Origin of the sequence: Dyella sedimenti, from assembly GCF_022760995.1 — a bacterium.
GTDB classification, from domain to species: domain Bacteria; phylum Pseudomonadota; class Gammaproteobacteria; order Xanthomonadales; family Rhodanobacteraceae; genus Dyella; species Dyella sedimenti.
Genome location: NZ_JAKWJO010000003.1, coordinates 196,482 through 209,574, shown reverse-complemented (window position 1 = coordinate 209,574; position 13,093 = coordinate 196,482). Strand labels below are relative to the sequence as shown.

Sequence of the window (13,093 nt, the reverse complement as noted above, 5' to 3'; positions counted from 1 at the left end):
TTTCCCCTTGCTTGTCTGATCCTCTCGGTGGCCTTTTGGATGATCCCCGCGGTTGGTCTCGCTACTCACCTACCTCAAACTCCGCGTTCTTGAACTTCAGCACGTTGCAGTTCTCCTTCACCACGCGCTGCAGGCCGTCATCGAATCCAGAGGGAGACTCGGCCTGGATCTCGATGGCGATCTTGACCTTCACGCCGGTGCGCATGGTGAACTGCTGGACCACCTCGTCCACCAGGTCGGCGAACTGCTTCTTGGCCAGGATGGGGTCGAGGTCGATGCTGCCGTAGAACTGCTTCTTGACGATCTGGCCGGCGGTCGCGCCACCGGCGTGGTAGCCCCCTTTGGCCGAGTCTTGGACGCACGAGGAGTCGCCGCCGCCAACCGGAGCCGTTGCGGTGCTTGCGCCCGTTCCGGCTTCAGCGGTCTTGGCACGCGAGGCCTCTTCAGACGCGCGCAGGGCTTCCATGTACGCGGCGGCCGTCAGCGGCTCGATCAGCAACAGCGACGAGTCCATGATGAGCGACGTGCGCTTGCCGTAGCTGAAGCCGATGTAGCGACCATCTTCCTTGCCCTGCGCGAAGCCGAAGAACTCACGGCTCTCGGCGCCCGCCGCCATCGTGTTCTGGAACACGGTGTCGTCTTTCAGGCGGGGCAGGTAGAGCTGCTGGCAGCTCTGCTGCCAGACGGTAAGCGCCGGAACGTCCTTGACGTCATCCTTCCAGAACCAGTTCTTCAGCACCTTGGCCAGGTGGATCGGCGCCCACTCGGTGATGAGCAGCTCGTTCTCCTTGAGGACGCGTTCGATCTCCTGAGACCAGTTCTGGGCGCCCGGGTTGAGCGAAAAGTGCTCCCACATCACCTCAGACAGACCTTTGCCCGGCCGCGCCTCTTGCACCGGGGCCAGCAGCCACTTATAGGTCTCACGAATCATCCGCCGCACGGTTTCCTCGGCCTGCTCCAGGCTGGCTTGCGCCTGCTTGGCCATCAGGTTGTCGAGGACGATGCGGTTGTCTTTGTAGTCGCCGACGATGCTGCGCCATGCAAGGTACGAGCGCACGTGGTCCTTCAGGCGGCTCACGCTGTCGTAGTCCGCAGCCACGAAGATCAGGCGGTTCTGCTTGAAACGGGGCTGGTCGCCGCGCTTCTTCAGGATCTCGGTGGCGCGCTCCACTGCCAGGCTCTGGCCGCTTTTACTGAAGGCTGCATCCGGCGGCAGCACCACCAGCCGCAATGCCCAGTCGTCCGGCACGTCGCCGCTGCCGGTGAAGATGTGGATGCCGCCGAAGACGCCGCTGGCAAAGCTGCGCTGCACGCGCTCTCGGATCGTAGGGAACACGTCCTCCTTGTCCTGGAAGCGGCGCTTGCGCTCTTCCATCTCGCGCCGCAGGTTCGGGCGCGTGTCCAGCCAGAAGCGGTTGTTGGCGTGGTTCAGGTAGTGCAGCCGGTCGGAGAGGCGCCTCAGCGCATCCTTGTAAAGGTTGACCTGCTGGCCGGGCTGGGCGACACCCAGCAGCACGCGCTCCAGCTCCAGACCCCGTACCAGCTGGTTGGACGCGATCTGGACGGAATGCGGTGCACTGCCCAGGAAGATCGCGCGGGCAGTGCGGCGGCAGGCCTGGACGCTGCCGAAACGGGTGTCCTTGTTTTCGATCTCCCAGGTCTCGGAGCGCTCGCCATCCACGTCGCGCTCGATCACCGGGTCCCAGCCCTGCGGCAGGTAGTAGATGGCCTCGTTGCGCGTGTCGGCATCCATCAGCGGCACGCTGCCAGGCATGATCAACGGGTCGTTGTTGCCGTCCTTCCACAGGCGATGGATGACCTTGGCCATCAGCTTCAGCACGCCGCGGGTGCGCTGGAAGTTGTCCAGCGTGGACCAGTCCTCGTACAGGCGGTCGAACACCTCGGGGTGGATGGGATAGGCGTGGATCAGGCGCTCGAAGTACTTGCTGTCCTGCGTCTCCTGGGGAAAGTCCTCGCGGTTGGCGATGTAGTAGTCCGCGAACGCGCGGCAGACCGACTCCATCGCCAGCTTGTCGTTGATGTTGGTAAAAAGGCGGCGGCGGACGATCTCGAACGCTTCCTCGGTGGCCACCGGCTTCCACAGCGCCTGCACGCGGCCGAAGTAGTGCTCGAGCGCACGCAGGGCCTTCACGCCTTGCTGGCTGCCGGCCTCGCGATCCGAGAACGGCAGCGAGGCGAGCAGCACCGCAGTCGGCACCGCCTTCAGGGCCTCGGTGAGTGCCTGCACGAAGGAGAGTTGGGTGTCGTAAGTGCCCCCCGAGAGCGTCTTACCCTCCTCGAACTGCGACACGTAGCGCACCAGCTCGTCCATCAGGATCACGCACGGAGCGCTGGCCGCCAGCATGTCCGCGAGCTCCTTTTTGCCCGGCGCGGTGCCGGTCAGGTCGGCTTCTTTCACGTGCTCGTAGCTGGTCTCGCCGCCCAGCTGCCAGGCCAACTCACCCCAAAGTGTGCGCACCGTACAGCCGTCATGGACGCGCGGCTTGCTGGCCAGGCTCAGCAGATCCACGCCGTCGAGCACAGCGATACGGGCCTTGGGCAAATCCGTCACGCCGGCCGCGTCAAGAATCGGCGGCACCCCCTGAAGCTCGCTCGCCGGTACCGCCCCCTTGGCGAGGTGGTAGACCGCCAGCATCGTGTGCGTCTTGCCGCCGCCGAATGCGGTCTGAAGCTGGATGACCGGATCGCCGCCTTTGCCGGCCAGGCGCTTGACTACTGAGTCCAGCAGCAGGCGCATGCCCTCGGTGATGAAGGTGCGCTGGAAGAACAGCACCGGGTTCTGGTACTCCTCGTTGGCCGTACGCGCATGCACCCGCGACAGGTCCGCCGCGAACTCGGCCTGCTGGAACTTGCCCTCCCGCACATCGGAATGCGGCTCTGCAATCTCACGCCATGGTTTCAGTGTCATGATCTTCCCCAATCAGATATCCAGTTGCGCTTGCGAGCCGACCACGCCCGCTTCGCTGGCCGCTTGCTCGATGGCGCTCCAGGCAGTAACCAGCTCGTTGTAGGCGCGGGCCTCCTCGGCCCAGCCCTTGCGCTCGCACAGGGTGTAAAGGCGGTAGGCCAGCGCGCGGATCGGCTCGGCCCTTGCAGGCATGCGGGCGAGCAGCGCGCCGGCGGCGGCCTCACCCTCCTGGTTCAGCGCGCGGATGAGTTGATGCAGCGCCTCCCACACGGGCAGGCGGGCGTCAGTCTCGGGTGACCAGTCGCGCGGCATCTCAGCCCACTTGAGCAGCCGCAGTTCGCCCTTGCTGGAGGCCACCACGCCACTGGCTTGCAAGCCGCTCACGCTGGTGCCCTTGGCGCGGGCAAGCACGTCGGCCTCACCGAACTTGCCCGTGGCCCAGCCCTGCTGCTCGAACCAGTGCAGGCAGAACTGGGTGTCATGGTCGAAGTCATCTTCCGCCAGGAAGCGGTTGATCAGCTGCAGCGCGGTACGCACGCTCATCGGCGTGCCGTCGGCTTCGAGCACCGCGGCGTACTGGCTGAAGATCGCCATGCCCGGGCCGATGATGGCCTGCGACAGATCCACTGGCGCGACGGGAGAGTTCACGCCGCCGCGGGTCATTTCATCCAAAGCCTCGGGCAACACCGCGTTCAGTTCGCGGATGAACTCGCGGCGGCTGACGGTAGGCGCATCCTTTGCGCGTTGGCGGCAGACCAATATGATGCTGGACGCGAGCGCGTTAGCTTCGGCACCGACCATGCGCCGCTCAAGCTCTGTGCGCATCGGCCAGGTCCCGGTAACCGCAAACCCTGCATCAATGACCGCCTGAAGAAACGTTTCCCAGCCCGTGCTTGATGTTCCAGCGTCGCTCTTGGTCTCGGCCTGCTTGAAGGCGTAGTAGATCGTTACAGGGAAGGCCGGATGTGCGCTCTCGGCCAGGTTGTGCATGGCCTTGGTCATGCCAGAAAGGAAGAAGGCCTCCGCCTTCTCTTTGCTGCCGTGACGGTATGCCGTCGCAACAAGCTCCTCTGCTTTGGGAACAGCCAAGGTCGCGAACAGCTCTGGGAAGCTCGACCGAAGGCTCTTGCGCAACCAGACGTAGAAGAAGTCGGACAAATCTGCGTATGCAATGTTGTCGTAATACGGTGGATCTGTTGAAACGACCCTGTTCAGGGACAGTGACTGGCCCTGGGCATCCGCTTGGCGAGCCCTTCCAGGAGCTACCGGGGCCAGGCCGGCGAGCGCGTCAATAATCGACTTGATGCCGCCTTCAAAGTTGCCGCTGGAGTCGGAAAGCGGATTGCTTTCTGCAAAGTCCCAGGTCATGGGTAGCGACTGCCGCCCGAAGGTGTTCCTGGCATGTTCGCGGAGGCTTGCCCATGCGCATAGATTGGAATTTCGGTCGCTCACCTTGTCTGTGGCGAAAGCCAGGTACACCCCGACCGCCTCCGCATATGCCGTCGCGCCGGTGCCGCCGGCGTCCAGCCCCACGCCATCGTCGGGCAGGCCGGCGGCGATGGCGTCCTGCCGGCACATGTTGATGGCCTCCTGCACCAGGTCAGAAAAGGTAGTCAACGCGACGAGTTGGCGGGGGGTGAAGAGGTCGCCCCATTCGGTCAGACCGTAGGGAACGCATGTGCCCCCCGTAAGGCGGGCAGGCACATTACCGGAGGGCTTCCAAGTGGGCTGCGCCTGTCGAGCGACATCCTCGTGTTCTTGAGTCGGTGCCAGATAGACGCGACCACGCGCGCCTTCGGCGACGATAGCCATCAGCCTTGCGCCCATGCGCCCGGCCTGCCCCTCGCCCTTGATGTAGTCGCCGCCGATGGGCGTGTCCGACAGCACACAGCGGAAGTTTGCGCCACGACCGGCGGCTTTGGTTCCGTCCTTCGCTTCTTCCGGCGGCGTGCCCACCCTCACCGTAAAACGGTACTGGTCGCCCTCCACCACCGGCTCCACATACGCCTCCTTGCCCGCCTTGCTGGAGAGCACGAAGGTCGATGCCAGCGGAACATCGACGTGGCTGAACGCCGGGTTCGGGCTCTTTACCGTGCGCGCCCACAACCAGGCGATCACGGTGAGCTGTTGCCCCACCAGCGGCTTCAGGTCCGGACGCTCGGCCGCCATCTCGGCGGTGACGGTGATCTTCGGGTACAGGTGCCCGATGCGCTTCTCGGCCTCGGCGCGCATCCAGGCGCCGTAGCGCCGCACGTCCTCCGCCAGCCCGCGCGCGCCACGCCAGTCCTCGTGCAACTTGGCCTGCTTCTCGCCCGGGGGCAGAGGCCCCACCGGCGCGCGGCCGGCAAAACGCGGCGGGATTTCGATCATCGCCTTGTTGATCGTCACCGCCACGGGGTTGAGGTCAGACGCCCAGGCTTCCAGCCCCAGGCGCTGCGCCTCCAGCGGGATTGCGCCGCCCCCGGCAAACGGGTCGTGGAAGGCGGGCAGCTCGTCGGGGTTGAACAGCTCGGCCGCCTGCGGATGGTTCTTGTTAAGTTCACAGGTCTCGCGCCACGAGCGGCGGATCTCGGCGCGGGCGCGTTCCAGCACTTCCTCGTTGTTGGTGTTCTCCCACTGCACCAGGTCTTCGATGATCTTGAACAGGCGCTCGCGCTCGGCGGCGGCCTTTTGCTTGTTGACGCCGCGGCCCAGGTGGCGTTCGTAGCCGGGGTCGTTGACCATCTGCGCAAAGATCACCGCCCGCGCCGCCGCCAGGGGCCGGCGCGCCCACCACAGGTGCAGGGTGCTGGGGTGGCCGTGGCGGATGGACTTCTCGCGCGCTGCCGCTTCGTTGATGGCGTCGAGCGGCAATGCTACTTCGATGAGTTTTTTGGGGGCTTTGATGCTGGTCATTCTTGAAGTCCTTCAGCGCCAGGTGGCAGGGCGTGCGAGCACGTAGCCATCGGGCTTGACGAGTTGTTCGGGTAGCTGGCTGGCGCGCAGCTTGTCTTCACCAATGTTGAGGTAGCCGTTGGCGCAGCGCTTGAGTTCGTTCGAATAACGACCGGGCGGAAAGGCAACGACGATGCGCTTTTGGGCAAAGCGCTCGCGCACCCTGCGGATGGGTGTCGTCAGATCGCTGTCGCCGGATATGACGAGCGCTGTGTCGAAGGCGTTGTCAAAGGCATCGCCGAGCAACTGAATGGCGATGTTCACGTCCGTCATCTTCTCTTCGTAGTCGGGCCAGTTCGCGCCGCACTGCCGGCACTGGCGTGTCTTCTGCAGGTAGTGGCCGAACTGGCAGCGCACGCCGCGCAGGGCCAGGGCTTCGAGGTAGTCGTTCTGCCGCTTCTGGTCAGCCGAGTTGCGGCCATTGGCGCGGATGCGGGCCGTGAAGTAGTGCGTGGCCAGCAGTTGCTGCCCAGGCTTGAGGAGGCTCTGTGCAAGCACTGAGACGTCGAGCCAGTAGTAGCGCTTGAAGCTGGAATCCTTCAACCCGAAGTAGAGGTTGAAGCCGTCCACGTAGGCCGTCACGCGCTGCATGGCTGGCCTCCGGAAACGCTGCTCGGCTTGACAGCAGAGCCTGGTCTGACGACAATATGGCGCATTAACCCCGCCGGAGATAGCATCTCCGGCCCGACGCCTCCCTCGGGAGGCGTCTCTTCTTGTAGCCCCGCCAAGGTGAGCAGCCCTGGCCCGACGCCCTCCCCGTGAGGGCGTTTCTGTTTCTGAGGGCAGCCCAGGCTCACAGCGAGCCCTCCGCCGCCGTGGCGCGCGCGAGCAGCGCGTCCAGGTCCAGGTTGATGCTGGTCACCGCCCAGTCGGGCTCCTGGGTGAAGGGCTTTCGGATGTAGAACGGCCCTTCGTGCCTGCCGCCGTCAACGAGCACGATGGCCAGGATGAACTTGTCCGCCTGGTTGAGGCCATAGAGGATCTCGTTGCGGGTGACGGTGATCGTGGTCTGGCCTTTAGCGCGGCCCTTGACCTCGATGTGGCGCGAGGTGGGCAGGCGGCCATCGCGGGCTTGGGGGATGCTGGTGACGTCCCAGCCGCACTTCTGCGCCGAGACGTCGATGACCTCATGGCCCAGCGCGCGTTCGGCGTTCATCACCGCCTGCATGGCGATGTGCTCGATGCGGCTGCGCGCATCGGCATCCGCCGACCAGCCGGGCTGACCCTTGCGCTGCATCAAGAGGCCCGCCGGGATCACCAGCGCACCGCCCAGCACGACCGGCGTGGCGGAGACCACATGGCGCATGGCCAGCAACTCCTTCTCGCGCGATTCGCGGCGGGCGGTCAGGTCGTCGATGGTGCGGCGCACGTTCTCCAGCGTCAGGCGCACATCCTTGCCGGCAGCCAGGTCGTCTTGCAGCTTGATGTAACGGTCGGACCAAAAGTTGATTTCCTTGACCAGACGCTCATGCACGGCGGCCAGGGTTTTGTCCACCGCCTTCTCGCGGCGGGTGCGAACTTCATCGAAGTGTTCGGGCACCAGGAAGCTTCCGGCATGGGTCAAGGCCTGTTGCTCCAGGTCTTTGGCGATCCACGGGGCCGCCAGCACGTCTTCGATCAATTTGAGGTCGGCAGGCGCAATGGGCTCCAGGTCCAGGTGAGGCGCCCAGCCGGCGTTGGTGGCATGGCCCTGCGGGTCGATCTCGACGAACTGCATGCGACGCGAGACGATGCGCGCGGGGTCTGCCCCTTCCTTGACCGCGTGATCAACGATGAACATCACCTTCGGGGTGACGCCCATATCACTCGGGTCCACCAACACCGCGCCTTGCTTGAGCTTGTTGCGGTGAGCTTCCAGCACCAGGTCGGTGACCGCCTGCATCAAGGGGTGGCCGGGATGGATGAGGCTGGCCATCGGGGCGCCGACACGGTCGGTCAGCCGCACGTACTGCTTCTCGAAGCAGACGCGCTCGTAACGGCGTAGCACCGGGTCGGTATTGCGGCGGTCGCGGCCGGTGATTTGCCGGTCGCGCTCGCGGATGATGGCCGGGACGTTGGTGATCTCGTAGCGCCCTTGCTCGCGCGGGCGCAGCTCGCCGCCCAGTTGCTGGAAGGCCTGATTGAAGAAAGCGCGGATGAAGAAGGGCTGCAGCTTGCGGGCCTCGGCCTTCTCCATCTCCTCCTTCACCGCGAACAGGCGCTTCTCATCCATCACCTCTTCGCACAGCGCATTGCGTTTGATGATGTTTTCAAGGTGCTGGGTATCCAGCGCGCCTTCCACCTTCTTGAGCAGGCGGGCACGGACTTCGGGATCCGAGCCGTAGCGGATGGCCTCGATCAGCAGGTCCTTGAGGGGCTTGTCCTCGAAGACCTCGCCCAGGATGTCGAACACGCGGCCGCCCAGGGCCTGGCGCTCCACCTCCAGCTTCTCAAACAGGCGCTGGAAGACATCCCCCTCGCGGGTCTCGGCGGCCACCATGTTCCACAGGTGGCAGACCTCGGTCTGGCCGATGCGGTGGATGCGGCCAAAGCGCTGCTCCAGGCGGTTGGGGTTCCAAGGCAGGTCGTAATTGACCATCAGGTTCGCGTTCTGCAGGTTCACGCCTTCGCCCGCCGCGTCCGTGGCCAGCAGCACGCGCACCGTGGGGTCGTTGCGGAACAGCTCCTGCACCTTGCGGCGCTCTTCGCGCTTGACCCCGCCGTGGATCATCACTACAGCTTCTTCGTTGCCGATGAGGCCGCGGATCTTCACCGCCAGGTAGTTCAGAGTGTCTCGATGCTCGGTGAAGATGATGAGTTTGCGCTGGCGCCCATCGGCGTCGTGCATCTCCGGCGTGTCTTGCAACAGGCGGGAGAGCTCATCCCACTTGCGATCCTGACCGGAATGCACCACTTGGCGGGCCTGCTCCTCCAAGCCTTCGAGGATGATGATCTCGGCCTCCAGTTCCTGGATGGTCTGGGCCGCCGTGGCCTGGTCGACCACGGCCTCTTCGAAGTTCTCATAGTCTTCGGGCGACAGAGCGTCGGCGGCTTCCCACACGTCGTCGGGCAGGCCGTTGTTGCCGCCCAGCGTCTCGGCCAGTGACTGGCCGCGCTGACGGAGTTTTTCTTCCTCGACGCGGCGTTTGAGCTTGTTGCGCCGCCGCTTGAGCGACTGGTAGATGGCCTCGGGGCTGGAGGCCAGGCGGCGCTGCAAGGCGGTGAGCGCAAAGCCCACCGTGCCCTTGCGCCCACCATCCGTGAGCTGGTCAACCTTGTTGAACTGCTCCTTGACGTAGTCGGTCACGGCCGCGTACAGGGCAGCTTCAAGGTCGGAGAGCTTGTAGTTGACTGTGTAGGCCCGGCGCTCGGGGAACAGCGGGGTACCGTCGAACTTGAGCAGTTCCTCCTTGACCATGCGGCGCATGAGGTCGGACACGTCCACTTTGTGCGCGCCGTCGCGGAACTTGCCGTAGAAGCGGTCGGCGTCCAGCAGCGACATGAACAGCTGGAAGTCCTCTTCCTTGCCGTTGTGCGGCGTGGCCGTCATGAGCAGGAAGTGGCGGGTGATCGAGCCCAGGAGCTCGCCCAGCTGAAAGCGCTTGGTCTTGTTGACCTTGTTGCCGAAGTAGCTGGCCGACAACTTGTGGGCTTCATCGACCACCACCAGGTCCCAGCGCGACAGGCGCAGCTTCTCCTGGAGGTCTTCAGCGCGGGCCAGTTGATCGACGCGGGCGACCAGCAAGTCATGGTCGTCGAAGGGGTTTCCGCTGCGCGACTGTTCGACTTGCTCTCGCGAAAACAGCGCAAACGACAGGCCGAACTTCTCGAACATTTCGTCCTGCCACTGCTCGACCAGGCTGCCGGGGGCGACGATCAGCACGCGCTTGGCATCCGCGCGCATCAGCAGCTCGCGGATGAAGAGGCCTGCCATGATGGTCTTGCCAGCACCGGGGTCGTCGGCCAGCACGTAGCGCAGCGGCTGGCGCGGCAGCATCGACTCGTAGACCGCCGTGATCTGGTGCGGCAGCGGCTCCACGTTCGACGTGTGCACCGCCATCATCGGATCGAACAGGTGGGCCAAATTGATCCGGTAGGCCTCGGTGGCGAGCTTGAACTCCTCGCCCGGGGCGTCGAAGGCCCAGGGGCGGCCGGCCTCGGCCGGCGACAGGTTGGCCTCGTCGGTGCGGAACAGCATCCGCTCACGCAGCGAGCCGTCGGCGGTCTTGTAGTAAACGGTGAGGGCGTTGTCACCGACCGGCTCTGTCGTGACGATGCGTACCACCTGCCCGGGTTCCAAGCCCGAGATGGCCGCGCTCTTCTGGATCTGTTCGAGCTTCAGCACGGTGCGCCCCCTTGTTCTTATTGCTCCCGCCTCAGGGCTTACGCCGGTTGTAGGGCGACTGGTTGGTGGGCTTGAGGGAGATGTTGTTCTCGCCCGCCTTGGCTCGCACCGCGTCCTCCGTGCGGCCCAGCTTCAGGCCAATGACGCGCGTGGGCGTGTTTTCTTGGGCGAGCTGCTTGAGCTGCTTGGCCTCGGCAGGCGTCCATTGCTTGCCGTGGTTGGCGGGAGGCTTAGCCATGATGGAGCTCCTTTCGGCGGTGACGGTCGACGGGATTGCAGGTGGGGGTGATCGTCATGATTACCCCTACTTGCTGGATTCGCTGTAGCCCGGCGCGAGCACCAAGTTGGTGACGCCATAGAGGGCCTGGCGATTGCGGAGCCACAGGTGGTGCTCGCCACCCTTGAGGCTGTGATCTTCGGTGCAGTCCACGTTCCAGCGGCGCAACAGGTAGCCGGCCATCGCCGCACGGGTCCGCACCTTGAGCACGCCGCCGTCCATGCCGTACTCGGCCTCGATGGTGTCGGGGTGCTGCACGTTGGCCGGATGCGGCACGAGCTCGAGCTCGGTGATCCGGTTCCACTGGATGTCCTGATCGGGCTTCTCGTGGTCGGCCACAGGGCCGGGCAGGATGCGGGCGGCGTCGAGGCGGCCCAACACGAAGTCGCGGAACTCACCGCTGCGCCGGTCGAAGGCGCGGACGTGCCAACGAAGGCCGCTGTCGGCCAGTGCGAACGGGACGATCTCCCGGGTCGTCAGCCCGCTCGACAGTGCGCGATAGGCGACCTCAACAGCGGCGCCTTGGTGAATGGCGCGGGTCAGGACGGACAGCAGATCCAGATCAATCTTGCCCGGCAGGCTGGTGCCCTCTTGTGCCACGACACCCTTCCAGCGGATGGGCTCGCCGTCACCGTAGCCCTGGGACAACCAAGTGAGGATCCGCTCGGCGGGGAAGTCAAACAGGGGGCGGAACCAAGCGGCGCGGACGTAGACCTTGCCCTTGGTGTCGTACTCCATATTGCCTGGGGCCAGCTCCTTGTACTGGGCGATGTCCCGCGTGGCTGCCGCAGCCTGGATGCCGAAGCGCGTCACCAAGTCCTGCCGGCGGATCTCGCCGACGAACCGCAGGCGCAACTCGACGAACGCGAGTCGGTCGCGTTGCGCCTGGGTCATCTCCGGGAGTCGGTCGCTGGACATGTTTGCGCGTTGGCTTCAGTATTGTTTCGTGCATCATACACTCATCCAAACAGAACGTCAATTAGTTTGAAAAAGCTACTATATGCATCGCAAAATGATTACTACTGTCGTCGAGTGGGAGGTCTTGCGGGCCAGTTGCGCGCGGGAGAGGCCGCGGATTTCTCTGGCCACAGCGTCAACCAAGGTGTAAACTGACAACTCAACTGTCAACCGCGAAATGATTGGAGCCTACCAGTGAGCGAGAGGATGTCCAACGCGCCGGTGTACTACGCCCTCGCGCAGGCGCACTTCAATCCTGTCGCGGCAATGTCCAAGTACGTGGACCAGATCCAGGATCGGCTGCGACGCGAGGGATACCCGTTGTTTGAGCCGCAGCAAGTCACGCATCTAGTTGTGCCAGGGCCGGGTCGAGCGCAGCCAGTGGAACCGCAGGTCACGCAGGTCCATCAGTGGCTCATCACCCGCAGCGACCGCACAGCGGGGTTCATCTTGGCGCCATCGGCCATCACCTACCACACGACCCACTACGACACGCATAACGAGTTCATTCCGGAACTGCTGCGCGGCTTGGCGGCCGTGCACGAGGCGGCCACCCTTGACCACGTCAGTCGGTTGGGCCTTCGCTACCTGGATGCCGTGTTACCTCGCGCCGGTGAGAGCGTGGAGCAGTACCTTGTTGGCGGGTTGCATGGGGTCGAGTTCAATGCACAGCCACTTTACAGACTGACGGAATCGGTCTTTAGGACGGAGATTGGCCCACTGGTACCGATGGGGACGCTCGTGGCTCGGGTGCATAGGATGACCGCGCCCTTGGGGTTCCCGCCAGACATGCAGCCCAGCGGCTTGACGATTAACTCGAAATTCGAGGTAAAGGAGCCTCGGGCGCATGCGGTCATTGATACGGATCACTTCGTCGAAGGCCGCATGCCGATCGACATGGACAAGCTAGGTGAGGAGTTGCTCTCGCTGCATGCGATCATCAAGTCTGTCTTCCGAGCGACGACGACGGATCACGCGCGCGGCGCGTGGGCCTGAACCGGACAAGGCAAACGCCATGTACACAGCAACCCTCCCTTCCCAGCGACCGATGCCGTTCGCCGCGCCGATAGGGGCTGCCGCTACCGCAGCTTTTGCGCTGATCGGCTCAGCCCTTGTGATCGGCGGTACTGGCAGTGTTTTCGATCTCTCCCGTGCCGGGGACTGGCGCAGGATGTTGGAGGCGCGCGTGCCCTTTCATGTCGATGTGGGGGTGGCTGACGATAGCCAGGAACAGCGCCCGGATCTGAGATCTGCATCTGACCACCTTGCCAACATCCGCCAAGTGTTGAATCCGGCCATCGCGGATCTGGCCGCTGTGTTTGGCGTCTCCCGGCAGGCGATCTACAAGTGGATCGGCGGCGAAGCCACGCCTGAGCCCGAGAAATTTGAGCGGATCATCGCCCTCAGTCATGCTGCCGACGCTTTCCGAGACGCTGGAATTACGCGCGCGTCTGCCATGCTGAAGATGAAGGCGTTTGAAGGTCGGTCCTTGCTGGACCTCGCTGCTACCGGGCAGCTTTTGCCCTCACATATTCAAATGCTGATTGCCGAAGCCCAAGCGATGGATGCAGCATACGACCGATCCGGTATGGCGAAGTCGAAAGCGAAGCCCTCGACCGACTGGCGCGCAGAGGTGTCCATTCCCGGGGCTCCCGAGTGACAGGTCGGGGGA

Annotated in this window: 8 protein-coding genes; 2 read left to right on the top strand and 6 right to left on the bottom strand. The window is 64.3% G+C overall.

What is annotated here, in order from left to right; genetic code table 11:
• Positions 1–61: 61 nt before the first annotated feature.
• The 6 genes from MJ605_RS08555 to MJ605_RS08530 all read right to left on the bottom strand — a co-directional run bounded on the left by MJ605_RS08555 (position 62) and on the right by MJ605_RS08530 (position 11,382).
• Entirely contained in the window at positions 62–2,929 is a 2,868-nt protein-coding gene (locus MJ605_RS08555; RefSeq protein ID WP_243041017.1) for an ATP-binding protein, read from the bottom strand.
• Positions 2,930–2,941: 12 nt separating this feature from the next.
• Positions 2,942–5,824 carry a DUF1156 domain-containing protein gene (locus MJ605_RS08550; RefSeq protein WP_243041016.1) on the bottom strand — a complete coding sequence of 961 codons (2,883 nt, stop codon included), beginning with the start codon at positions 5,822–5,824 and terminating at the stop codon, positions 2,942–2,944.
• Positions 5,825–5,836: 12 nt separating this feature from the next.
• Positions 5,837–6,454, bottom strand: a complete 618-nt coding sequence (locus MJ605_RS08545; RefSeq protein WP_243041015.1) for an NYN domain-containing protein — start codon at positions 6,452–6,454, stop codon at positions 5,837–5,839.
• Positions 6,455–6,656: 202 nt separating this feature from the next.
• Positions 6,657–10,187 carry a helicase-related protein gene (locus tag MJ605_RS08540; protein ID WP_243041014.1) on the bottom strand — a complete coding sequence of 1,177 codons (3,531 nt, stop codon included), beginning with the start codon at positions 10,185–10,187 and terminating at the stop codon, positions 6,657–6,659.
• Positions 10,188–10,218: 31 nt separating this feature from the next.
• Complete coding sequence (locus tag MJ605_RS08535; RefSeq protein WP_243041013.1) at positions 10,219–10,425, bottom strand: hypothetical protein; 207 nt, start codon at positions 10,423–10,425, stop codon at positions 10,219–10,221.
• 66 nt (positions 10,426–10,491) lie between these two features.
• Entirely contained in the window at positions 10,492–11,382 is an 891-nt protein-coding gene (locus tag MJ605_RS08530) for a BrxR family transcriptional regulator (protein ID WP_026330261.1), read from the bottom strand.
• A 246-nt stretch (positions 11,383–11,628) separates the two neighbouring features.
• Between MJ605_RS08530 and MJ605_RS08525 the strand changes: the two genes are divergently transcribed.
• Positions 11,629–12,417, top strand: coding sequence for a TIGR04255 family protein (locus tag MJ605_RS08525; RefSeq protein ID WP_243041012.1), 789 nt, complete (start codon positions 11,629–11,631; stop codon positions 12,415–12,417).
• Between the two features lie 19 nt (positions 12,418–12,436).
• Positions 12,437–13,081: a helix-turn-helix domain-containing protein gene (locus MJ605_RS08520; RefSeq protein WP_243041011.1), complete on the top strand. Its 645-nt coding sequence runs from the start codon at positions 12,437–12,439 to the stop codon at positions 13,079–13,081.
• The last annotated feature ends 12 nt before the right edge of the window (positions 13,082–13,093 follow it).